Raw genomic sequence first — 23318 nt, forward strand, 5'->3', positions numbered from 1 at the left:
GAGCCGGGAGTATGCCGCCCGCTCACGAGCGAGCTTCTTACGTCCCTGCGGCTGCCGGTCCTCGCGGATCTCGAAGCCCATGCCACCCCTTGAACTGGGGTGTTGCAACGACTCCTAGAACCCAAGCCCGTCGTAGGGGCCCTGTCGGCGTTGTAGCCAGGCTCCGCAGACTGTGTGCCGGGGGGCCACCGGCGCCGTGGGACCCCGTATTCCAGGGGGCGGAACCATGAGACGCATACGCGCGCTGGCCGCGGCAGTGGCCGCGCTGGGCGCCGTACCGGCCACGGGGGCGGGGACGATCCCGCCGGGCGGCGAGGCGACCCTGCCGGCGCCCCCGAGCAAGGGTGCGATCGCGTGTCAGGTCAACGGACCGCCGGCTGGGGCCCCATGCTGATCCACGACTACGCGTCGGGCAGGACCGAGACGGTGCCTTCCAAGGCGGGCAGGTTGTGGGTCGGCGCGTACACGTCGACCCAGGTGCTCGCGACCGAGGCGCGCAAGGACATCGTCGTCAAGACGACCGAGCAGGTGCGTCCTTCGAGCGGCCCGACTGGCCCACGCTCAGCCCGACCCGGATCCACTTCCTGGGTGCCTGGTCCTCCCTGTCCTCGAAGCGCTGGGCGCCGCGGGTGTGGCTGTCGAAGCCGGCCGGTCCTGGACGATGGCCGTCACGAACAAGGCCACCGGCAGGGTCGTCCGTACCCTCAGCGGCGGCGAAGTGCGCGGACTGCTGCAGCCCATGAAGGAGGGCAGGGAGCCGAACTCGCGCTGTCCGGCCCGCTCACCCTGACCGGCTCCACCGGGGGCGGCTCCCTGCCGGCTCCGTGAGCCGCACCGACATCCCCGGGCCGGACAGCCGATTTACGATCGGCTGTCCGGCGCTCTGCGGCTATGCTCTGGGGTGAGCACGCCGAGGGCCATTAGCTCAATTGGCAGAGCAGCGGACTTTTAATCCGTTGGTTGTCGGTTCGAGTCCGACATGGCCTACTGCTCCGGAACAGAGGGAAAGCCTCTGAACTGGTACTTAGCGCCCCACCTGGTTTCGGCCGGGTGGGGCGCTAAGTCGTTTCCGGGTCCGTGCGTGGGCGATGCGTGGGCGATGCGTGAGCGGACGGCCCGTCATGCCCTGGCCAGGAGGCGGACGGATCGTCCCGTTCAGCGCGGCCCGCAGGGTGCGGCGGATGCTCTGCCGGGTCGCGGGGCACGCCTACGGAGCCACCCGGCGCGAGGGCGCCGAGTGGTGGCAGGACCACCAAGCGACCCCGCAGCCGGCCTCCGGGACCCGCACGTACGCCCTGTCCGAACTCATGGTCCGCGCCCTCTGACTTCCCGCAGCCGCCAAGCCTGGCTACGGCCTTGTAGGTGTCCGGCCGTGCAGCCAGCGTGTTGCGGCTTCGAGTGTCCGGTCCTGGCCGCTGCCGAGGCTGCGGGTGTCGTCCGGGACCTCTTCGTCCGGCGGGAGGGGGCCGTTGTGGATCCGGCCCGTGCGATCGGCCTCACGGGCCTGTGTCAGGAGGATGAGCGCACCGTCCGGGAGGGAGTGGGAGTCGTTTCCCGTGGGGACGCCGCGGGTGGCCTGGCCGAAGCTGCGGGTGTCGGGGCGGCCGCGGAAGGCGATGGCCACTGCCTCGGCCGCGCTCGCGGTCCGGCTGCTCGTGAGCACCGCCACTGCAGGAGCGGCATGGGCCAGCGGGGCGGCGGGGCCCCAGGTGGTGAGGTACTGGCGCGGCGTACCGTTCTCGATCGTCCACGGGGTCCGTTTTCCGTCGGCCTCCACGAACGCTCCGATGTCCCCGTCACCGAGGATGGGCCCCACCGCGGCGAGCGGTCCCCACATGTCCCCGCCCGTGTTGCCGCGCAGGTCCACGATCCACCCTCCGGCCCCTTGTCCGTCGGCCTCCGCGACGGCCTTCCGGGCCTGCTGCACGTAGGCCGTCGCGGCGAGGTCGGACGACACCGCGGGCAGGGACAGGTATCCGAGGGAACCGGTGAGCATCCTTGCCTCCGGCAGCGCGAAGGTGCCGGGTGCCGGGCTCAGTGCCTGCTCGGCCTCCTGCGGGGTCATGAACTGGCTGTGCCGGTCGCCCAGCGCCCGCAAAGCCTGCCTGACGGCCCCGTACGTATCGGCGGGGACCTGCGCGCTTCCCGCGCGGGCGAAGGCCTCCCGGCGTACGGTCGGCCAGTCGAGGTCCGCCGCGAAGAGCGAGTTGCCCTCCATGACGTCCAGCGCGGTGGTGAGGTACCCGTGCGCTCCCGACGACATGGCCGTCCCCTCTGTCCGGTGCCGGCCGGCGCAGCCCGTCGCGGCGAGGAGGGCCGCCGCTGCCGCGGCGATCAGGCGGCGGCGGGCCATGGGATTCGGGGTGCTCGTCGTCATTCGGATCAGCCGTTCTCTCGCACGTACGGTCCGGTGCACGGGAAGCCGGAAGCCGGAGGCTGCCGTCGAACTCCGAGAGATCCGCCCAGGTCAGAGCCACGATACCGAAGCCCCCGAAGCCCCCGGCAGCCGAAATCCGGGTGCGGTGCGCGGGGCGGGGTTGGTATTCCCTGGAGGATGGAACCGCTGCGCACCCGACGTGTCGTCCTCCTCCCGCTCGATGCGGACCGGGCCCGGCGGCTCGCCGCCGGACGACTGGGCCCGGAGGACTGCCGGGCCGAGGGGTATCCGGACGCCGGGGACCGGGCCGGGGCCGAGCGGTACCTGCGGGTACTGGCCGACACGGGGGACCCCGCACCGTACGGGGCGTTCGAGATCCAACGCCGTTCCGACGGACTGCTGATCGGCGGCGCAGGGTTCCACGGCCCTGCCGACGAGGACGGCCGGGTGATCGTCGGTTACGGGCTGGTCCCCGCCGTACGCGGTCGGGGCTACGCCGCCGAGGCCCTGCGGGCCTTGCTGGAGCACGCCCGCGCTCACGGGGCGCTCTCGGCGGCGGGCGACACCGACCGGGAGAACACGGCCTCGCAGCGCGTGATGACGGCCGCCGGCATGCTCCCGGTCGGTGAGGACGCACGGCTGTTGTACTACGCGGTGAGCTGGACGCGGCCGGTTTTGGGCCTCTGACCTGCGGTGATGTGCTGTTCCGGAGTGGCTCGGGCGGTAATTGGCGGGGGGCTCCCCCCGGATGGCGTAGAGTTGTGTTTACCGACGCGGGGTGGAGCAGCTCGGTAGCTCGCTGGGCTCATAACCCAGAGGTCGTAGGTTCAAATCCTGCCCCCGCTACTCAGTACGAAGGCCCGGTCCCCTTTGGGGGGCCGGGCCTTCGTCGTGTGCGCGGTGCGCGTCCCGTCACTCGAACGGTCCCGCCCGGGTCGCCGTACGGGCCCTCCTGCCCCCAGCCTTGGGGGGCGAGGCGGACCGGGCGGCAGGAGAGCAGCGTGGTGGGGCTGGGCCGGCAGGGCAGGGGCGAGCGCGTCTTCGGCGCGGTCGCCGGCAGCGCCGTGGTCCGCCGGATCGTCAAGATGCTCCCGGGCACCCTGATCGTCCTCGGCTTCCTCTTCGACGTGCTGACCCCGCCCAGCTTCACCGGCTCCCCCTTCTTCTCCGCCGCCCCGCTCATCGCGGCCCCGCTCTTCTCGCTCCGGGCCACCGTCCTCACCGGGATGGTGGCCACCCTCGCCGTGGTCGTGCTGCACATCTACAACGGCACCTCCTTCAAGGTGGAGGCCATGACCGAGCTGGTCACCGTCCTGACCGTCTCCGGGCTGGCCACGCTGATCAACATCGTCGTGCGGCGCAGTACGGAGCAGCTCGCCTCCGCGCGCGGCATCGCCGAGGCCGCCCAGCGCGCCGTGCTGCCGACGCCCGCCGAGCGGATCGCGGGCCTCCGGGTCTCCGCCTCGTACGAGGCCGCGCAGGCGGACGCGTTCATCGGCGGCGACCTCTACGCCGTGCAGGACACCCCATACGGGGTGCGCCTCGCGGTGGGCGACGTACGGGGGAAGGGGCTCGGGGCGGTCGAGGCGGTGGCCGTGGTGCTCGGGGCGTTCCGGGAGGCGGCCGAGAGCGAGCCCACGCTGGAGGGGGTGGCCCGGCGGCTGGAGCGGGCGCTGGCCCGGGAGGGGAACCGGCGCGACAGCCTGGACGCGGTGGAGGGGTTCACGACGTGCGTGCTCGGCGAGATCCCGCCGGGCGCGGGCCTGCTGCGGCTCGTCAACCGCGGCCACCCCGAGCCGCTGCTGCTGGACGCGAACGGCGGCCTCGCGGAGCTGGCCCCCGCCGAGCCGGCGCTGCCCCTCGGCATGGGGGAGCTGGGCGGCTGGCCGGACCACGCGCAGGAGTGGCCCTTCCCGGAGGGGGCGACCCTGCTCCTGTACACGGACGGGCTGACCGAGGCCCGGGACGGGACGGGGGCCTTCTACGATCCGGCGGCCAGGCTGCGCGGGCGGGTCTTCCCCGGACCCGACGAGCTGCTGGACGCGCTCGCCACCGATGTCCGCCGCCACACGGGCGGCGCGGCGACGGACGACATGGCCCTGTTGGCGGTGGCCAGGCCGGGTGCGCGGCAGCCGAACCGGCGGCGAACCGTGCGGGTGATCCCGAAACGGGACGGAGCGTGACCGGAGAGGTGCGCTCGGCAAGCAATCTGACGGACCATCAATGTGAAGATGTGGCGCGAGAGGTGGGAGAGGCGGCCGTTTTTTGCCCGGGTTGATCCCCGAGTGTGGCGAGAAGTCCAGGCCAGAGCTGTGCGGGTGGTGGCTGATTGTCGTGAACGATCAATCGCAACTGCTTGGAATCACTCCCCTTTCTCTATTACCGTTCGATAACGCAGAGCGGTCGTCCCAGCCGTCGCAAGAGACGGCACCGTGCGCGTGCTCGCCCATGAGGAGTGTGCCCCGGTGGCCTCCAACTCGCCTGCCCCTGAAGGCATCGACGTCCAGGAGCAGCCCACCGCCGGAGCCTGGGGCGAGTGGAACCCCACCGAGGACTCGGCCCGGCCGCCCCGCGGCAAGCACCGCGTGCTCAAGCAGCGCGGGGGACTGGCCCGTTCCTCCACCGTCCTCGGCGTCGGCGTGATCGCCGCGGTCGGCGCGGGCGGCATCGCCACCGCGCAGGACCGGCCCCAGGTCGCCATATCCCTGCCGTCGCTGCCGCCCCTGTCCTCTCTGCCGTCGATACCTTCCCTCCCGGAGGCTCTGGGCGGCGCGGACCAGGACTCCGCCGACGGTGACACCGTCGCCGCGCGGTCCGCGGAGCCGGCCCGGTCGGGGATCATCCCGCAGCAGGCCGACCGCCGCTCCGACGCGGGCGAGCTGCTGCGCAGCCGCATCCTCCAGCAGGCCGAGTCCCAGCAGGAGGCCGCCGCGGCCCAGGAGCGGGCCGAAGCCGAGCGGGTGGCGCAGGAGACCGCGGCGCAGCAGGCCCGCGACGCCCAGGCGGCGAAGGAAGCTGCCGAGAAGGCCGCGGCGGAGGCGGCCGAGAAGGCCGCGGCCGAGGAAGCACGCCGGGCGCAGGAGGCCAAGGAGGCCGCCGAGGCCAAGGCCAAGGCGGAGAGCGCCGCCCGGTCGGCCGGATCCTTCTTCCTGCCGACCTCGGCCTACACCCTCACCTCGCACTACGGCGACTCCGGCTCGATGTGGTCCTCCGGCCACCACACCGGCCTCGACTTCGCCGCCCCGACCGGCACCCCCGTCAAGGCGGTCGGCGCCGGCAAGATCACCTCGGCCGGCTGGTCCGGGGCGTACGGCTACCGCATCGTGCTGGAGCTCCCCGACGGCACCGAGATCTGGTACTGCCACCTGTCCTCGATGTCGGTGACCGGCGGCTCCGTCGCCGGGGGCGACACCATCGGCCGGGTCGGCGCGACCGGCAACGTCACCGGCCCCCACCTCCACCTCGAAGTGCGCAAGGGCGGCGTTACGGTGGACCCGCTGTCATGGCTGAAGGCACGGGGCCTGAACGTCTAGGACCCGGTACGAGGCCCAGGGCCGGCCCGTCGAGCGGGCCCAGGGGGTCGAACCAGGGCGGGAGCAGCTCCTCCAGCACCGCGGCCCGGGACAGCGCCGGGCCCGCCGTCGCGCGCCGCAGCCAGAGCCGGCGCAGCAACTCCCGCTCCCGCCCCGCGAAGTCCGGCTCGCGGGCCGCGCCTCCGCTGCGCGCGCGGTGGCGTAGCAGGGCCAGGGCCGCGGCATCGGCCTCGTACAGGGCGACCGCCCGTCCCGCCGGCCGGCCCCCGGTGCTCCGGGCCAGCGCGCGGGCCAGGGAGCGCGCGGGCATCGACACCAGCGCGGGCACCTCGGCGGGGCTCAGCCAGCCGGCGGCCGCGTACACGGCGAGCTCCCCGGCGACCGCCTGCAGTCGGCGGCGCCGTATCCACACGGCCAGCCAGGCCAGCAGCCCGAACGCCGGGACCATCACGCAGCCGTAGACCACGTAGAACCCGGACTCGCCCAGGTCCGAGGAGCTGTTCCACAGGGCGTGCAGCCCCATAGCCGCGGCCAGACCGAGCAGGGGCAGGCCGATCCGGCTCGTACGGCGCACGGCGAGCGCGGCGGCGCCGAAGCCGAGACCGGTGGCCACGGTGAACAGCGGATGCGCGAACGGGGACATGATGCCCCGGACGAAGAACGTCGCCGCCGTCACCGAGTCCAGGACCCCGGTGCCGTTCGCGACGTCCTCGTCGAAGGCGTTGCCGAGGTAGAGGATGTTCTCGGTGAAGGCGAAGCCGGTGGCGGTGAAACCGGCCATCACGAAACCGTCGGAAGGACCGGCGAACTGGCGTCTCCCGAACAGGAACACCAGCAGCAGGGCGGCCGCCTTGGCGCTCTCCTCGACCACCGGAGCGATCGCCACGGAGCCGAGCTGGTCGGCACCGGAGGGATCGGCGGTGGCCGCGGCTATCCACTCGGTCGCGAAACTGTTGGCCAGTATGGCGATCAGCGCCGCGGCGCACGCCCCCCAGCCGAAGCAGAACGACAACTGCGCCCACGGATGCGGCGCGGCCCGCCCCACCCAGCGGAACGTGGCCAGGAGCGGCCCCACCGGCACCAGGGCCAGGCCCAGACCGACGAAGAACCCGGGCGTACCGGTCTGTTCGCGTACGAGTTCCAGGATGGCGATGCCGCAGGCGCCGAGCAGCACGATGAGTACGTAGGTCCGCACGGCGCCGGGGGTACGCGGCACGCGGCGCAGCAGCCGCAACGGCCGGGTCGCTCGGGGCACGTGATGACTCTACCGAGCGGACCCGACACGCGGAGTGATGTGCTCAGTTCTGGGCGTTACCCGTGCGCCGGAACAGCAGATCGTGTACGAGGTGTCCCTTGTCGAGGCCCTGCCCCTCGAAGCGGGTGAGCGGCCGGAAGTCGGGCCGGGGCGCGTAACCGCCGTCGGCCTGCGTGTTCTCGAACTCCGGCTGGGCCGTCAGGACGTCGAGCATCTGCTCGGCGTACGGCTCCCAGTCGGTCGCGCAGTGCAGGATCGCCCCGGGCGCCATGCGGGTGGCGGCCAGCGCGAGGAACTCGGGCTGGATCAGGCGCCGCTTGTGGTGGCGGGCCTTGGGCCAGGGGTCCGGGAAGTACACGCGGAGCCCGGCGAGGGAGTCCGGGGGCAGCATCTCGCGGAGCAGGATGATGGCGTCCCCGTTCGCGACGCGCACATTGGTCATCCCGCCCCGCTCGGCGAGGGCGAGCAGATTCCCCTGCCCGGGGGTGTGCACGTCGGCGGCGAGGATCCCGGTCCCCGGGTCGGCGGCGGCCATCTGCGCGGTGGCCTCGCCCATGCCGAAGCCGATCTCCAGGACGACGGGAAGCCCGTCGAACATCTCCTTGAGATCGATCACGTCATGCCCGTCGATGTCGAGCCCCCAGGTCTTCCAGAGCCGCTTCAGGGCTTCGCCCTGCCCGGTGGTCACCCGGCTGCGGCGGGGCTGGAAGCTCCGGATCCGCCGCTCGTGATGCGACCCGGCCGGATCGGGGGCGGGCCCGTCGGGGAACCGCGGCTCGGTACGCCACTTCGGGGGCACGTAGCTGGAGGTCGCCTCCGGCGCAGGCTCGGCGGCGGGATTCTGGGGACTCAGAGACTCAGACACAATCCCCGGATTCTACGCGCGCCCACCCCCACCCCCGGTGCGGCACCAATCCAGCCGTCCGGCGTTTGAGGACCGGGGTCTGGGGCGGAGCCCCAGGTCCTTTCAGCCCGTCCGGCGTTTGAGGACCGGGGTCCGGGCGGAGCCCGGGGAACGGTGGAAGGGCGGGTAGGGGACTCCAGCCCCGCAGGGCCGGCGATCCAATGCCGCGACCCGCGACCCGCGACCCGCGACCCGGAACGCTCCGCGCAGCGGGGACCCCGGGGCAGGCCCCGGGGCTCAGGCCGCCCGGAGCGCCGCGAGGGCCCGGCCGGCAATCTCCCGCCCGATCGGCAGCGAAGCGGTAGCCGCAGGCGACGGCGCATTCAGCACGTGCACCGCCCGCTCCCCCTCCCGGATCAGGAAGTCGTCCACCAGCGTCCCGTCCCGCAGCACGGCCTGCGCCCGCACCCCCGCCGCCGCGGGCACCAGATCCTCCCCGCGCACCGCCGGCAGCAGCCTCCGTACCGCCTCGACGAACGCCGCCTTCGACAGCGACCGCCGCACCTCGCCCGCTCCGTACCGCCAGTGCCGCGCGGCCATCCGCCAGGATCCCGGCCAGGCCAGCTCGTCCGCGAGGTCCCGCGGCCGGACCACGCCCCAGCCGTACCCCTCGCGCGCCAGCGCCGGCACCGCGTTCGGCCCGACGTGGACCCCGCCGCCGATGCCCCGGGTCAGGTGGACGCCGAGGAAGGGGAACGCCGGGTCCGGCACCGGATAGACCAGCCCGCGCACCAGCTCGGGCCGGGCCAAGTCGTAGTACTCACCCCGGAACGGCAGGATCCGCATCCCCGGGTCGTCCCCGGCCAGCCGCGCGATCCGGTCGCACTGCAGCCCCGCGCAGTTCACGAGCACCCGGGCGCGCACGACGAGCCCCCCGCTCGTCCGCACCGCGATGCCCGAGGCCCGCCGCGAGATCAGATCGACCGCCCCGCCGTAGACGATCTCCGCCCCCGAGGACTCCGCGAGCTGCTGCGCGACCCGCCCGTAGTCCACGATTCCGGTGGTCCCGACGTGGATCGCGGCGAGCCCGCGCACCTCGGGCTCGTACTCCGAGATCTGCGTCGGCCCCAGCTCCCGCACCGGGATGCCGTTCTCCCGGCCCCGCTGCACGAGCGCGTGCAGCCGCGGCAGCTCGTCCCGCCCGGTGGCGACGATGAGCTTGCCCGTCACCTCGTGCGGGATGCCGTGCTCCGCACAGAACTTGACCATCTCGGCCGCACCGCGCACCGCGAAGCGCGCCTTGAGCGAGCCCGGCTTGTAGTAGATCCCGCTGTGGATCACGCCGCTGTTGCGGCCCGTCTGGTGCCGGGCGGGGCCGTCCTCCTTCTCCAGGACGACCACCCGGGTCCCCGGAGCGAGCCCCGCGAGGGCATGCGCCGTCGACAGGCCGACGATCCCGCCGCCGATCACCAGCACGTCGCAGTCCAGCCTGCCCAGTCTGCCCATGCCGCCCACGCCGCCGCCCACACTGACACCTCCCACCCCTGCATAGTGCACCCCGCCACTGACAACGGGGCCACGCGGGGCCTATGCCGGGGTTACCAGCAGAGGCCTGGCCCGCTCGCGCAGTTCGGCGACGCGCGGTTCGTCCCCGTACGGCTCCAGCCGGTGCAGGAGGTCCCGTACGTACTCCGTCGTCCGCGCCGACGAGATCCGCCCCGCGACCTCCACCGCCCGGGTCCCCGCCGCGCACGCCGCGTCGAGGTTCCCGGACTCCAGCTCGGCCACCGCGCTCACGACGAGCCGCAGCCCGTGTGATCGTACGTACTCCTCCGTCGGCCGGGACAGTGCTTGTTCCGTGAAACGCCTTACCTGGCGCGGGAGTTTGAGGTCGCTGTAGCACTCGGCCGCGTCCGCCGCGAAGCGGTCGTACGAGTAGAAGCCCAGCCAGGTCGGATCGGCGTCGCCGTCCCGGGCCCGTTCCAGCCAGCCCTCGGAGGCCCGCAGCGCGGCCCCGGCGGCCGCCGAATCGCCCGCCTTGGCGTGCGCCCGGGCCTCGACGAGGCGGAAGAAGCTCATCGTCCGCGCGGTGGCCAGGCCCCGGTTGCGCTCGACGGCGGCCTGCGCGAGGTCCACGCCCTCGTCCGGGAAGTCCCGGTAGGTGGCCTGCAGGGACATCGACGCCAGCACGTACCCCCCGAGCGGTACGTCGGCCGCGGCGCGGGCCAGGCGCAGCGCCTGGATGTAGTAGCGCTGGGCCGCTTCCTGCTGCCCGGTGTCGAAGGCCATCCAGCCGGCCAGCCGCGTCAGTTCGGCGGTGGCGCCGAAGAGCGCGCGGCCCACCTCGTCGGTGTAGGAGCCGAGCAGCAGCGGCGCCGCGTCCACCCGCAGGCATTCGGGGACCATCGAGGAACGCCAGTCGCCGCCCCCGTACTTGGAGTCCCAGCGACGGGCGTCCTCGGCGGCCTCGCGCAGCTTGGTCACATCGCTGTGGCCCACGCGCTGCGGGCCCCCCGGGTCGGGCGCGGCCGGAGCGGGCGGCGGCGGAGTTTCGCGCGAAGGCTGGGCGGGCACACCCCCGACATGGGCGCCGACACGGGCGCCGGGCGGCGCCGGAAGACCTTCCGGCGGGGCCGCGCCCGGCACCGGTTCGCGTGCCACCGGTTCGCGTGCCACCGAGCTGTCGGCGGGAGATATCAGCCAGCGTGAGGCCGGCGTCGCGTACGCCGACACGGAGAAGGACCCGGCGAGCGACTGCCAGATCCCGCCACCCCCGCGCCGGCCGGCGAGGTCGAGCCGGTAGAGGTCGGTGGCCGAGCGCACGGCCGCGCCGACATCGCGCGGGAAGGACAGCCCCACCTCGGGCGCCGGATCCGCGTCCGCGAGACCGATCTCGTGCAGCGGCACGGGCCGGCCGAGCTTCGCGCCGATGGCGGCCGCGATCAGGTGCGGGGCGGCGCCCTGCGGCACCATGCCCTTCGACACCCACCGGGCCACCGACGTCTTGTCGTAGCGGAGGGTCAGACCGCGCTGAGCGCCGAGGTCGTTGACCCGCCGGGCCAGCCCGGCGTTGCTGATGCCCGCGAGGGCGAGGACGGCGCCGAGCTTCTCATTGGGCTCGCGGAGCTCCCTGGACATGCGCCACCCCTCGTCACACGCGGAACGCAGACGCCGCCGGGGCATAGGCGCCCGGCATTTCGTAAACCCAGCGTAGTTCCCCGCCTCCCAAGCGTTAAGGCCTCCTGTTCCGTATGGCGGGATTGTTGTCCGTATGCACAGTCGGGCGGGGGCCCGGGGCCGGGGCGCACGTGTCAGCGCGTGCTCCACCCGTGTGGCCGTGCGCCCGCCCGTGCGCTCTGGCCGCTGCGGGGGCCCGGCGATTCGATGTGCGGTGCGTGGGTCGGCCCGCCGCGTGGACCGGGCGGGCCGGGGGACGCCGCTGCCTCAATCCCCGCGGGTGGCGGAACGGTCCGGGGGGTGGATCCCGCCCCCCGGACCGCGCTCCGCGGGGCGGTCCCGGGCGGCGGAGCCGCAGGGCTGCGCGCAGGGCTCTCAGTACGGCCGAAGAATGGCCGAAACCGACCTATGGGGCGGTCGGAACGGAACGCCAAATACCGCATGGCCGGGGCGTGTTCGTTTATACGTGCGCCCCCCTTACCCACTCCCGCACGCCTGTCTCGTGGCAGCATGGACCCCGAGCCACCCGGGGTCCCTCCGGCCGCGCGCTGAGCGCCGGCCGCGCGGTTCGCACCCCGGTCAGGTGCCCACGGGCTGGGGAGGCGGCGGTGCGCTGGTTGGTGGGGTGGAGCAGTATCGCCGCGAGCTTCGGCACGGCCGGACGGGTCGCGGGGCACGGCGCTGCCCGAGGCTCTGACCAGGGCACCTACGGGGCGGGCTACGGGTCCGGCGCAAGCTACGGGTCCGGCTCCGCTTCCGGCGCGGGCTACGGATCGGCCTCGGGGTACGGCTCCGGGAACGGCCACGGCTCCGCGAACGGCTCCGGCCCCGGCGGCTGGGCCGACGGCCCCGTCCGCGGCGGGCTCGCCGACGCCGGCCACCCCGACGAACCGGGCGCCGCCGACGCCGACCGCACCGTGGTGCCCGTCGGCGCCCAGCTCCTCTGGGGCGATCCCGACCCCCTGTGGGCCGTCGGAGACTGGCGCCCGGACGAGATCCGCACCCTCACCGCCGATCCCGCGGACCCCTTCACCCGCCTCGCCGTCCTCGGCTGCTGCGGCGCCACCGACGAGGAACTGCGCCGCGCCCTCTACGCCGCCCGCGGCGGTGCGCTGCGCCACCTCACCCAGTGGCCCGGCAGCTACACCGCCGTCGTCCAGGCCGGCCGCCGCATCACCGTGGTCGGCGACCTGGCCGGCGCCCGGCCCGTCTTCTACACGCCCTGGGCGAGCGGGACCGCGTACGCCACCGCCGCCCTCCCGCTCGCCGACCTGATCGAGGCGCAGCTCGACATCGGCCATCTCGCCGCCCTGCTGGCCTGTCCCGACAGCCCGGAGGCGCTGGGCGACGGCACACCGTACGTCGGCGTACGCCGTATCCCGCCCGGCCACGCGCTGATCCTGCGCGAGGGCTCGCGGGAGATCACCGGGTACGAGCCGGTGGCCTCCCTCGCGGTGGCCGCCCCCGCGGCCGACCCCGAGCTCGCGGTGGAGGGCGTACGGGAAGCGTTGGTCGACGCGGTGCGCGCCCGGCTCACGGCTCCGCGGCATGCTCCCGAGACGCTGCCCTACGACCCCGGGCCCGTCCCCGGAATGGGCCCGGCCGACCGGCGGGCCGCGCGCGGCGCCCCCGCGCCCGTCCCCGGAGTCGGCGCGGACCTCTCCGGAGGCAGCGCCTCCGCGACCCTCGCCCTGCTCGCGGCCGGCCTCCCGGGCGCCCCCGGAGCCCTGCTCGGCCGCACCGGGGAACGCCTCCTCGCCGTCACCTTCAACGACCTGGCCACCCCCCGGGGCCGCGAACCCGAACTGGAACGCGCCCATGCAATCGCGGCCGACCCCCGCCTGCACCACGTGGTCGTCGCCGCCGCCGAGGAGGCCCTCCCGTACGCCGACCTCGACGGGCCGCTGACCGACGAACCGGGCCCCTCCCTGGTCTTCGCCGCCCGCGAGCGGCGCCGCCTCGCGGCCGGCTCGGCCGACCACTTCACCGGCCACGGAGCCCGCCAGGTCCTCGACGCCCACCCCGCCCGGCTCGCCGACCTGCTGCTCGACCGGCGCAGACGCCACCTGCTCCGCCCCACCCTGGCCCTGGCCCGCTCGGCCCCGTCCCCCGGCGACTCGCCCTTGGTCCCCTTCTTCGTACCCCTGACCGTGTACTCGGCGGCCCGCCGCCTGGCCCGTACGCCGTACCGCGCCGGCATGGAGGCGGCGGCGGCCCGCCTCCGCGACGGAGTCCCGGCCGCGGGCCCCTCCTCCCCGGTGGACGCCTCGCTCGCGGCCCTGACCTGGTCCCGGCCGGGCCCGGCGGCGGCCTGGCTGACGGGCGAGGCCCTGGCCGAGGTATCGATCCGCCTCACCGCCGCCGCGGGCCGCCCTCCCCTCTCGCTGCGCCCCGGGGAGGCCCGGGCCCGCGCCGTCCTGGCCCGGCACGCCGCCGACCACCGGGTCTTCGAGCAAGCCGTCGAGGTCCGCAGCCAGCGCCTGCACGCCCCGTTCCTGGACAACCAGGTCGTACGGGCCGCCCGGGCCCTGCCCGAATCCCTGCGCGTGCAGCCCGGCGCCAGGGCGGCGGTCCTGCGCGGGGTCCTGTCCTCGGCCGGGGTCCGAGACCTCCCCCCGGGGTGGGGGGCCACGGCCCACGCCCCGAACGAATCGGCGACCCGCCTGGGACTGCGCGCGGCCCTCCCGCACCTCCTGGCCCTCTTCACGTCCCCCCTCCTGGCGGACGCGGGCCTGATCGAAGCCCGGGTCGTCCGCCAGGCCCTGCTGGACGCGGCCGACGGCCGCCCGGTCCCGCTCGACGGCCTCGCCGAACTCGTCTCGATGGAACTGTGGCTGGGCCGCCTCCTGGCCCGCCGGGGCACGTGCTGGACCGGCACCTCCACCCCCCGCCGCAGAGCGGTGCCCACGGGAGTCCCCCTCCGGCGCCCGGCCCTGTCCTGAAGGCCGGTGGGCGCCGGCGCGGCCACCGGCACCCTCAGCGGCAGCTGATGACGGAGTCGGCCCAGCTCGCCAGCGTCGGCAGGCGGCCGCCCCCGGCGCGCTCCACGACCAGGCGCAGCGTCTTGTGCCCGGAGAGGGAGACGGACACGTTCGCCGCCGGGTCCTCGTAGCCCAGGGCCCGGGACTGCCACAGCCGCTGCCCGTCCGCGTACACGGAGAAGCGGACCGTGCCGTTGGTGAGCCGCGACGTGTCGTCCACCCCGGCCCGCGCGGAGAAGGCGACGCAACTCCGGTTGAGGGTGATCTCCACGGAGGAGCGTGAGTTGACGGTGATCCCGTGCGAGAAGCGCTGCCCGCCGATCATCGGCCCCCAGCGCTGCCACACCCAGCTGCTCCGCCAGGTCTCGATCTCGGGGCCGTCGTGGTTCCCGTACGCGGACTGGCCCAGTGAGGAGAGCCGGAACCCCTGCGGGGCCTGCGGCGCGGGCTTGGGAGGCGTCGGCCTGGGCGGCGGTACGGGACTCGGCGTGGGGCTCGGCTTCGGACTCGGGGCCCGGCTGGGACTCGGAGCGGGCGAGGACCGCTCCGGGCTCCGCGAGGGCGACGGCACGACCGGCGCGACGGCCACCGGCGGCGGCGCCTGCTTCTTCGGGGGCGGTACGGATGCCCGTGGCGCCGACGGCTGCGCCTGCGACGGGCCGGGCTCCGGTGCGGCGGGCGCCGGACTCCGGGGCACCGGCACGGCCACGCCCGGCGCCGGGTTCGCGCGGACGGTCGGAGCGGCGTCGTCACCGGCCAGCGCGAACACCACCCCGGCGGCCGCGGCCACCACGACCCCGGCGGCGATGGCCGCCTTGGCCGGCAGTCCCAGCCCCTCCGAAGCCACGGCTCCGCCGACCCCACCGGCCCCGCTGCCACCAGCGGCCCCACCAGCGGCCCCGGCTCCACCGGCGGCAGCCCCGGCCCCGGCTCCGGCCGTGGACCCGCCCGCGGCTGCGGCAGCCGCCCCGGCGCCACCCGCGGCGACGGCCCCGCCGGCCACCACTCCGGCCGCCTTGGCCGCGTACCCGGCGGCGAACCACCCGATGACGGCGACCGGCAGCAGCGCGGGAATGCCCGCGTTGACGTCCTTGAGCTCCCCGGCGGCGAGCCGGCACCGGGCGCACTCCTCGAGGTGCTTGCGCAGCCCGCGCTCGGCCCGCATCCGCAAGCCCCCGCGGGCATAGGCCCCCAGCCGGTCGGCGTACCGGGCGCAGTCCCCGCCGGAACTCAGCGCGGTGCTCACATGGGCCTGGAGGTACGCCTGCTTGAGGCCCTCGCGGGCCCGGCTGGCCAGTACCGCGGTGGCGTTCGCGCTCAGCCCGAAGAGCGGGGCGATCGCGCTCGGCGACGCCTCCTCGACGGTGGTGTGCCAGAGCACGGCCTGCCACCGCTCGGGCAGGCTCCGGAAGGCCTGCATCGCGAGGGTCTGCTCGGCCTCGTGCATGGCCCGCACGTCGGCGCCGAGTTCGAGGGTGTCGTCCCCGCTCAGCCCGACCGCGCCGTCGCCGGACCCGGAGGCCTGCTCCGCGAACAGCGCGAAGTCCTCGACCAGATGCTCCCGCTTCGCCGTTTTCGCCCAGGCCGCGCCGACCCGGCGCACGGTGGTCAGCAGATAGGCGCGCACCGACTGGTCCGGACCCGCCCCGCCCCGTACGGCCTGGAGGGTCCGCGCGAACACCTCGGCCGTCAGATCGTCGGCGGTGTGCCCGTCGCGACAGCAGGTACGGGCATAGCGGCGCACGGCATCGGAGTGGCGGCGGAACAGCTCCTCGTAGGCACCGTCGTCGCCCCCGCGCATGCGGGCGATCAAGTCCCCGTCGGAAGGCGGGAGTTCCCCGCTCGCCCCGGCGGCGTGCCGGCCGCCCGGTTCGCGCTGCGCCGGGACCTGTCGCGCGGGCAGGCTGCCCGCCTCGACCTCGCCGCCGGTGCCACCGTGTGGCTCTTCCCGCCCGTCAACGCTCATCGCGGAAGCCCTCGCACGACACACTCAACCGGTACACCGATCCAGCGTGTCACACGGCGGGCACGCGCCGAACCGGTCTCCACACCTTCCACTCATCCGGGCAAGCCCCGACGAATCGCCGTACGGAGCCTCACCCGTTCGAGCGAGAGCCCCCAGGAAGGAGCCGGTTGACGCGCACCACCGGAACGAGCCGTCCCGCCCTACGCCGTCCGGGACCGCAGCCCTTCGAGCAGGATGTCGAGCAGCCGCGCGGAAGCCGCAGCCTGCTGCGCCGCGTCGGGCAGCGCGGGCGCGGCCGTCGCGATCACCAGCAGCACATCGGCCACCGTGACGTCGGTGCGCAGCGCACCGGCCTCCCGGGCCCGGTCGACGAGGCGGCCGACGACCTCCAGCAGCTCGCCCGCGCCCGCGTCCTCCGAGGGCTCGTCCTCCAGGCCGGTCCGCGCGGCACCGACGACGCGCAGATCGGGCGCACCGCCGGCCGCGACGACCTGGCGCTGGTGCGGAACCCGCGCGGCGTCGCCGTCCGTCCCGTCGGCCCCGTCCTCACCGGGCCCGCCGACCCGCAGCACCTGCGGAGGCAGCAGCCGCCCGGCGCCCGAGGCCACGGAGGTGCGCAGGAAGCGCGACAGCGCCTGCCACGGCTCCTCCTCCTGGCCGAGAGCCGTACGGGCCTGCTCGGTCAGCCGCGAGGTCTCCTCCTCGGCTATCCGCCGGACCAGGACGTCCTTGCTCGGGAACCGTCGGTACACGGTGCCGACACCGACCCGTGCGCGCCGGGCGACGTCCTCCATCGGAGCCCCGTAGCCGAGCTCGCCGAAGACCTCGCGGGCTGCGCGAAGTACGTGTTCGAGGTTGCGCTGTGCGTCGACGCGCAGCGGCGTGGAGCGCCCCACGCCGTGTGTGGTGGCGCCGCCGGCCATCAGCCGCCCGTGGCTGTCGGTCGCGGAAGCGGCCGACGACAGAGCGGTGGCAGAAGCATGGAAATCGGAAATGTGCATGTGTATCCCCCGGTAATCAATTGTCTCCCCCCGGAGACACTCCCCGCCTTCAAGTCGAGGGGGGCCACGGTCATGAGGGCCCTGGTCCTACTCCTCGACGAGTTACGAACATAGTTGAGCCAGAGTCAATTCAGAAGAGGCAGCCCCGGACGGACCACCGCCCGATCGGAGCATTCACCCTCAATTTTCCGTTCGAAGCCTCCGGAATCACTCATTCCGCACCGTCTGACCTGCGCACCTTCCCTTCCATCCGCACCCCCCGACAACCTCGCCCCGCCGTCCCCTCCGGTCACACAATTTGTCGGGGCTGTGGACAAACTCCCGGCCACGTTGCGTCATGGGACGGTGAAGGCTGCTAACTCCCGGGGCACGGCCCCCGGTACCCCGCCCCGTACGCGGATCCTCATCGTCGGCGGCGGCTACGTAGGCATGTACACGGCACTCCGGCTCCAGCGAAAGCTGAGAGCCGACGAGGCCGAGGTCACGGTGGTCACTCCCGAGCCCTACATGACGTACCAGCCCTTCCTCCCCGAAGCGGCCGCCGGCTCCATTTCGCCGCGCCACGTCGTCGTCCCGCTGCGCCGCGTCCTGCCGAAATGCCGCATCGTCATCGGCGAGGCCCGGCACATCGACCACGCCGCCCGGACCGCGACCGTCACCACCCTCGCCACCGACGAGGAGGGCGGAGGCCCCGTAGAGATCGAGTACGACGAACTGGTCCTCGCCCCCGGCTCCGTCTCCCGCACGCTCCCCATTCCGGGACTCGCCGAGTACGCCATCGGATTCAAGACCGTCGAAGAGGCCATCGGCCTGCGCAACCACGTCATCGAACAGATGGACATCGCCTCCTCCACCCGCGACCCCGCCCTGCGCGACGCCGCCCTCACCTTCGTCTTCGTCGGCGGCGGCTACGCCGGCGTCGAGGCGCTCGGCGAGCTGGAGGACATGGCCCGCTACGCCGCCCGCTACTACCACAACGTCAAGCCCGAGGACATGAAGTGGGTGCTGGTCGAGGCCAGCGACCGGATCCTCCCCGAGGTCGGCCCCGAGATGGGCACGTACACGATCCGCGAACTGCGCCGCCGCGGCATCGACCTGCGCCTGGAGACCCGGCTCGAATCCTGCGAGAACCGGATCGCCGTCCTCAGCGACGGCGCCCGCTTCCCCACCCGCACCGTCGTATGGACCGCCGGCGTCAAACCCCACCCGATCCTCGCCGCCAGCGACCTGCCCAAGACCGAGCGCGGCCGCCTCGCCTGCACCTCCTTCCTCACCGTCGAAGGCGTCGAACACGCCTGGGCCGCCGGGGACGCCGCCTCCGTACCCGACATCACCGCCCCGGAGAAGGGCGTCGCCTGCGCCCCCAACGCCCAGCACGCCGTCCGCCAGGCCAAGGTCCTCGCCGACAACCTCGTGTCGTCCCTGCGCGGCGGACTCCTCACCGAGTACGCCCACCAGTACGCGGGATCCGTGGCCTCCCTCGGACTCCACAAGGGCGTCGCCCACGTCTACGGCCGCAAGCTCAAGGGCTACCCGGCCTGGCTCATGCACCGCGCCTACCACCTCAGCCGCGTCCCCACCCTGAACCGCAAGACGCGCGTGCTCGCCGAGTGGACGCTCTCCGGCCTCTTCAAGCGTGAGATCGTCTCGCTGGGATCCCTCGAACACCCCAGAGCAGAATTCGAACTCGCGGCGGGCGGAAGCCCCAAGGACCCTCCGAAGAAGACCGAAGGCTGATGCTGTCAGTCCCGTCGGCCACACTGGACGTGTGACCATAGGTGGGCTCACACCTGCACAGAGTGACATCAGCGTGACATCCGAGTGCCACCCGATCGCCACCGAGTGACACAGCGACCACGAGCGACACCACGAGGCTTGAACGCAGTGAACTTCACGCGCTGGAGCGCCCGGTTTCCCGGAACGCAGCGTCGCGCCGCCGCCCGGTCCGAACACGCCGCCGCCCAGGCCAAACGGGGCGAGGGCTCGGTCCCGGCCGCCCGCGGCGCCGTCGGCCATTCCGCGACCGGCCCGGACGGCTGCCCCGCCGACCCCACGGTCCGCGGCACCGGTTCCGTCCCCGGCACCGGATGCGCCACGGCCGCCGCCGACGGTACGGGGACCCCCGCACCCTCCCTCGACGAGCTCTCCGTACGCGACGTCCTCGACCGCCTCCCGGCCCTCGTCGCCCTCGTGCACGGCCCCGAGCACCGCGTCGCCTATGTCAACGACGCCTACACCGCCGGCTTCGGCGCCCGCGCCCCCGGCGCCCCCGCGCACCTCGCCCTCCCCGAGCTCGGCGAGCTCGGCCTGCTCCCGCTCCTCGACCAGGTCCAGCGCAGCGGCAAGCCCCGTACGGCCAAGAACCGCAGCGCGCCCGGCGGCACCAGCTCGTACACGGTCACCTGCACCCCGATCGAGTTCCCCAAGACCAAGGCCGACGCCGACGGATCCCACGCCCAGGCCCCCACGAGCGCCCACACCGGCACCGGCGGATCCGAAAGCGAAGCGGAAGCCCACACGGGCACCGGCGTCCTGATCCACCTCGCCGACGTCACCGACCACGCCGAGGCCGCCGAACGGCTGCGCGCCAGCGAGCGCCGCCAGCGCGAGGCCGCCGTCACCCTCCAGCGCTCCCTCCTCCCCCAGGAGCTCGAACAGCCCGACGACCTGCGCGTCGCCGCCACCTACCAGCCCGGCGGCACCGAAGCCGCCGTCGGCGGCGACTGGTACGACGTCATCACCCTCGGCGCCGGCCGCACCGCCCTCGTCATCGGCGACGTCATGGGCCGGGGCGTCCGCGCTGCCGCCGTCATGGGCCAGCTCCGCACCGCCGTCCGCGCGTACGCCCGCCTCGACCTGCCGCCCCACGAGGTCCTGCAGCTCCTCGACGGACTGGCCGCCGAGATCGACGCCAGCCAGATCGCCACCTGCGTCTACGCCGTCCACGACCCCAACGAGGGCCTCCTCGCGTACGCCTCCGCCGGCCACCTCCCGATCCTCGTCCGCGACGAAGACGGCACCGTCCGCCGCGCCGCCGACCCCACCGGCCCGCCGCTCGGCACCGGCGGCTGGCTGCACACCTCGGGCACCATCGCGCTGGGCCCCGGCTCCACCGCCGTCCTCTATACGGACGGCCTGGTCGAGCGCCGCGGCGAGGACATCGACGAAGGCGTCGCCGCCCTGGAGCGCGCCCTCTCCGGCGCCCAGGGCACCCCCGCCGTCATCTGCGACCGCCTGATGCGCGCCCTCGGGGTCGACGCCGACCACGACGACGACGTCGCCGTGATGGTCCTCCAGCAGCCCGCCCGCACCGGCGCCGACGCCGAGCTCTTCCACAACGCGGCTCTGGAACTCCTCGGAGGCATCGAGGCCGCCCCCCGCGCCCGCGCCTTCGCCCAGGGCGTCCTGGCCTCCTGGCGCTTCCCGGTGGAGCTGTGCGACCTCGGAGTCCTCGCGGCCAGCGAACTCGTCGCGAACTCCCTCCAGCACGGCACCCCGCCGATGCGCCTGCGCCTGCGCCGCACCGACCGACGGCTGATCATCGAAGTCACCGACGGGGACGACCACCTCCCGCGCCGCCGCCGCGCCGAACCGGCCGACGAGACGGGCCGCGGGATCTCCATCGTCGCCACCATCGCCTCGGCCTGGGGCTCCCGCCGCACCCCGGGCGGCGGCAAGGCCGTCTGGTGCGAGTTCGCCCTCCCCGACAAGGCCCCGTAGCGAACACGAAGAAGGCCCCGGTCCACCGGACCGGGGCCTTCTCTGCGTCCTGCTCTTCGCTACTCCTACGCAGGCACGGGCTCGGCGTCCTTCACCCGCTTCACCACGACGGTGCTCCCGGCCAGCGACGGATTGTCCTGCACGGGCGTCAGCTGCTTGCCGAGCCGCAGAGCCAGCCCGGCGATGCCGAGCGAGACCAGGACGAAGATGCCGATGTAGAGCATCGGCACGCCCGCGGCCAGCGGCACACCGAGCGGTCCGAGCGCCAGAGCGAGCTGCTTGACCAGCGCGAAGGCCGAGTTGTACTGGCCCACGGACCCCTCCGGCGCCAGGTCGGCCACCAGCGGCGCCAGCGTCGGCGACAGCATGGCCTCGCCGATGCCGAAGAGCGCGTACGTGGTCACAAACGCGGCGGCGGCCATGACCGCGCTGCCGTGCCCCAGCCCGGAGAAGGCGGCGATGATCCACGCCACGGTCCAGAGCAGACCGACGAGCGCGATCACGCGCGACCGGCGGTGGTTCTCCACCAGCCGCAGCACGACGAACTGCGCGAGCACGATCGCACCGGTGTTGGCGGCGAGCGCGAACCCCAGCGTGGACGGCGAGATCCCGGCGGCCTCGGTACCGAAGGCGGCCAGCCCCGACTCGAACTGCCCGTAACAGGCGAAGAACAGAACAAAGCCGAGGACGCAGAACTGCACCATCGCCTTGTGCTCCATCAGCCGCTTCCAGCCGCCGCCCGCCTGGGCGGCGTCCTTGGCCAGCGCGGTGCTGATGGCCGGCACCTGCGGCATGCGCACCGTGGCGATGACCCCGGCCAGCACCAGGAACATCACGGCCTCGATGCTGAAGAGCAGGGTGAAACTGCCGGGACGGCTCTCGTCGACGATGAGCCCGCCGATCAGACCACCGATGCCCAGGCCCAGGTTCTGCATGAAGAACTGGAGGGCGAAGGCACGCGTCCGGGTGGACGGGGTGGAGCACCGCACGATCATCGTGGCCAGCGCGGGCTGCATGACGGCCTGCCCGGCACCCAGCGCGAGCGCGGAGAGCAGGATCGCGACCACGCCCGTGGAGAGCCCGAGCGACAGCGCGCCGAACGAGGCGACGACGGCCGCACCGATGACGACGGGCACCGGACCGCGCCGGTCGATCACCCGCCCCGTGAAGGGCAGCGCGAGAAGCGCACCGAGGGCGAACGCCATGAACGTTCCCGTCGCCCACATGGGGTCCAGTTCTCGCACCTTCGCCGCGTAGACGTAGAGGAACGGAACCGTGAAGCCGATACCGAACGCGGTCAACGCGTTCCCGGCCTGGATCCTCCGCATCGCAGCGCCCATCACCTTGGTCACTTCTCACCACCTTGATTGCTGAAGCTTGAAGACTTCATACCTAAAGTTCGATGCTTAACACTACACATCGAAGGAGTTAGACGCCAATGGGCTCATGCCATACTTCGGACCATGGGTGACACCCCCGACGGCACTGCGCCCGTCCACGAGCCGAGCCTCGACGAACAGATCGCCGTCTATCAGCGCGAGTTCCGGGACCTCGACCCCCAGGTCGAGAAGGTCGTCTCGGCCCTCAGCCGCCTGAACCGCCGCATGAACGTCGCCTACGGCCGCCAGACGGCGGCCCTGGGCATCAGCAACGCGGAGTGGGAGGTCCTCAAGGCCCTCGTCCTCTCCGGAGCCCCGTACCGGATGGGCCCGAGCGAGCTCGCGAAGCAGCTGGGCCTCACGCCGGCGGCGATGACCCACCGGATCGACCGCATGACGGCGGAAGCACTGGTCACGCGCGAGCGGGACGAGAACAACCGCGTCCGCGTGATCGTGGAGCTCACCGCGGAAGGCCGCAGCAAGTGGCTGGACGCGATGCGCGCGGCGACGGTCTTCGAGGAGGACCTCCTCCAGGACCTCTCCACCGCGGAGCGCGGCGTACTGGGCGACATGCTCACCCGTCTCCTGGACCGCGTGGAGGACCTCCAGTCCCCACACTGACCGCGTAGTGGCCGGGCACCGAAGCTCGGGTTGACACAGGCCCCGCGGATCCGTAAGGTTCTTCGAGTTGTCCCTGAGCCGAAAGGTTTCGGAGGCAACGAATCCCGCCGCCTCGTTGCGGCACCCAACTCAGCACGATCTCCCACTGGGAACGCATTCGGCATGCCCGAATTCATTCCTGAAGGTCGATTATGAATCGCCCGGGAAATCCACTAGAGTTCGGGAGTCGGAAGGGCCCAACAGCCCGGAAGGCAAACCCCGCTGACTGGGAGTCAGGCCCGAAAGAGTCTGATAGAGTCGGAACGCAAGAACAGAACGAAAGCCCGGAGGAAAGCCCGAGAGGGTGAGTACAAAGGAAGCGTCCGTTCCTTGAGAACTCAACAGCGTGCCAAAAATCAACGCCAAAAAGTTGATACCCCGTCCATTTCGGTGGATGAGGTTCCTTTGAAAAAGACCTGTGAGGT

The 23318-nt window shown here is 73.3% G+C and carries 16 protein-coding genes and 2 tRNA genes; 10 read left to right on the forward strand and 8 right to left on the reverse strand.

What is annotated here, in order from left to right; translation table 11 throughout:
- Positions 1-914 precede the first annotated feature (914 nt).
- Together AC061S_RS41425 and AC061S_RS41430 are read left to right on the forward strand one after the other, a co-directional pair.
- Positions 915-987: transfer RNA gene (locus AC061S_RS41425), tRNA-Lys, on the forward strand.
- 134 nt (positions 988-1121) lie between these two features.
- A complete protein-coding gene (locus AC061S_RS41430; protein WP_478691036.1) occupies positions 1122-1325 on the forward strand; it encodes a hypothetical protein in 204 nt (67 codons plus the stop codon).
- Between the two features lie 23 nt (positions 1326-1348).
- Here AC061S_RS41430 and AC061S_RS41435 read toward each other — a convergent pair whose 3' ends face one another.
- On the reverse strand, positions 1349-2383 hold the full coding sequence (locus tag AC061S_RS41435; RefSeq protein ID WP_478691049.1) for a S41 family peptidase: 1035 nt from the start codon (positions 2381-2383) through the stop codon (positions 1349-1351).
- 171 nt (positions 2384-2554) lie between these two features.
- On the opposite strand from AC061S_RS41435, the gene AC061S_RS41440 reads away from it, so the two are divergent.
- The 4 genes from AC061S_RS41440 (at position 2555) to AC061S_RS41455 (ending at position 5910) form a co-directional block, all read left to right on the forward strand.
- Positions 2555-3064: a GNAT family N-acetyltransferase gene (locus tag AC061S_RS41440; protein WP_478691037.1), complete on the forward strand. Its 510-nt coding sequence runs from the start codon at positions 2555-2557 to the stop codon at positions 3062-3064.
- A gap of 85 nt (positions 3065-3149) precedes the next feature.
- Positions 3150-3223 (forward strand) — tRNA-Met (locus AC061S_RS41445).
- Positions 3224-3378: 155 nt separating this feature from the next.
- Complete coding sequence (locus AC061S_RS41450; protein ID WP_478691038.1) at positions 3379-4560, forward strand: PP2C family protein-serine/threonine phosphatase; 1182 nt, start codon at positions 3379-3381, stop codon at positions 4558-4560.
- 282 nt (positions 4561-4842) lie between these two features.
- On the forward strand, positions 4843-5910 hold the full coding sequence (locus tag AC061S_RS41455; RefSeq protein WP_478691039.1) for a M23 family metallopeptidase: 1068 nt from the start codon (positions 4843-4845) through the stop codon (positions 5908-5910).
- On the opposite strand, the gene AC061S_RS41460 is transcribed toward AC061S_RS41455, so the two are convergent.
- The 4 genes from AC061S_RS41460 to AC061S_RS41475 form a co-directional block, all read right to left on the reverse strand.
- Positions 5861-7165 carry a PrsW family intramembrane metalloprotease gene (locus tag AC061S_RS41460; protein ID WP_478691040.1) on the reverse strand — a complete coding sequence of 435 codons (1305 nt, stop codon included), beginning with the start codon at positions 7163-7165 and terminating at the stop codon, positions 5861-5863. The two genes, AC061S_RS41455 and AC061S_RS41460, sit on opposite strands and share 50 nt — an antisense overlap.
- Before the next feature lie 43 nt (positions 7166-7208).
- Positions 7209-8030, reverse strand: a complete 822-nt coding sequence (gene trmB, locus AC061S_RS41465) for a tRNA (guanosine(46)-N7)-methyltransferase TrmB (RefSeq protein ID WP_478691041.1) — start codon at positions 8028-8030, stop codon at positions 7209-7211.
- Between the two features lie 276 nt (positions 8031-8306).
- The gene (gene lhgO / locus AC061S_RS41470; RefSeq protein WP_478691050.1) at positions 8307-9515 is read right to left on the reverse strand and encodes an L-2-hydroxyglutarate oxidase; all 1209 of its coding nucleotides are present in this window, start codon (positions 9513-9515) and stop codon (positions 8307-8309) included.
- Positions 9516-9596: 81 nt separating this feature from the next.
- Positions 9597-11147, reverse strand: a complete 1551-nt coding sequence (locus AC061S_RS41475) for a sporulation protein (RefSeq protein WP_478691042.1) — start codon at positions 11145-11147, stop codon at positions 9597-9599.
- A gap of 647 nt (positions 11148-11794) precedes the next feature.
- Here AC061S_RS41475 and AC061S_RS41480 point away from each other — a divergent pair.
- The gene (locus tag AC061S_RS41480) at positions 11795-14128 is read left to right on the forward strand and encodes an asparagine synthase-related protein (protein WP_478691043.1); all 2334 of its coding nucleotides are present in this window, start codon (positions 11795-11797) and stop codon (positions 14126-14128) included.
- Positions 14129-14162: 34 nt separating this feature from the next.
- On the opposite strand, the gene AC061S_RS41485 is transcribed toward AC061S_RS41480, so the two are convergent.
- On the reverse strand, positions 14163-16133 hold the full coding sequence (locus AC061S_RS41485) for a sigma-70 family RNA polymerase sigma factor (protein WP_478691044.1): 1971 nt from the start codon (positions 16131-16133) through the stop codon (positions 14163-14165).
- A gap of 200 nt (positions 16134-16333) precedes the next feature.
- A complete protein-coding gene (locus AC061S_RS41490; protein WP_478691045.1) occupies positions 16334-17134 on the reverse strand; it encodes a TetR/AcrR family transcriptional regulator in 801 nt (266 codons plus the stop codon).
- Between the two features lie 345 nt (positions 17135-17479).
- Here AC061S_RS41490 and AC061S_RS41495 point away from each other — a divergent pair, with 345 nt between their 5' ends.
- Together AC061S_RS41495 and AC061S_RS41500 are read left to right on the forward strand one after the other, a co-directional pair.
- A complete protein-coding gene (locus tag AC061S_RS41495) occupies positions 17480-18871 on the forward strand; it encodes an NAD(P)/FAD-dependent oxidoreductase (protein WP_478691046.1) in 1392 nt (463 codons plus the stop codon).
- Positions 18872-19018: 147 nt separating this feature from the next.
- The gene (locus AC061S_RS41500; RefSeq protein ID WP_478691051.1) at positions 19019-20854 is read left to right on the forward strand and encodes an ATP-binding SpoIIE family protein phosphatase; all 1836 of its coding nucleotides are present in this window, start codon (positions 19019-19021) and stop codon (positions 20852-20854) included.
- Positions 20855-20919: 65 nt separating this feature from the next.
- On the opposite strand, the gene AC061S_RS41505 is transcribed toward AC061S_RS41500, so the two are convergent.
- A complete protein-coding gene (locus tag AC061S_RS41505) occupies positions 20920-22206 on the reverse strand; it encodes an MFS transporter (protein WP_478691047.1) in 1287 nt (428 codons plus the stop codon).
- 111 nt (positions 22207-22317) lie between these two features.
- Here AC061S_RS41505 and AC061S_RS41510 point away from each other — a divergent pair, with 111 nt between their 5' ends.
- Positions 22318-22854 (forward strand): MarR family winged helix-turn-helix transcriptional regulator, encoded by a 537-nt coding sequence (locus tag AC061S_RS41510; RefSeq protein WP_478691048.1) that lies wholly within the window; start codon positions 22318-22320, stop codon positions 22852-22854.
- The last annotated feature ends 464 nt before the right edge of the window (positions 22855-23318 follow it).

The organism is Streptomyces sp. CA189 (assembly GCF_056428985.1).

What these genes read in the sequence shown, in the direction of transcription:
- AC061S_RS41430 (WP_478691036.1), top strand. Translation starts at nt 1,122, where the DNA reads ATGCCCTGGCCAGGAGGCGGACGGATCGTCCCGTTCAGCGCGGCCCGC.
- AC061S_RS41485 (WP_478691044.1), bottom strand. Translation starts at nt 16,133, where the DNA reads ATGAGCGTTGACGGGCGGGAAGAGCCACACGGTGGCACCGGCGGCGAG.
- lhgO (WP_478691050.1), bottom strand. Translation starts at nt 9,515, where the DNA reads ATGGGCAGACTGGGCAGGCTGGACTGCGACGTGCTGGTGATCGGCGGC.
- AC061S_RS41440 (WP_478691037.1), top strand. Translation starts at nt 2,555, where the DNA reads ATGGAACCGCTGCGCACCCGACGTGTCGTCCTCCTCCCGCTCGATGCG.
- AC061S_RS41490 (WP_478691045.1), bottom strand. Translation starts at nt 17,134, where the DNA reads ATGCACATTTCCGATTTCCATGCTTCTGCCACCGCTCTGTCGTCGGCC.
- AC061S_RS41510 (WP_478691048.1), top strand. Translation starts at nt 22,318, where the DNA reads ATGGGTGACACCCCCGACGGCACTGCGCCCGTCCACGAGCCGAGCCTC.
- AC061S_RS41475 (WP_478691042.1), bottom strand. Translation starts at nt 11,147, where the DNA reads ATGTCCAGGGAGCTCCGCGAGCCCAATGAGAAGCTCGGCGCCGTCCTC.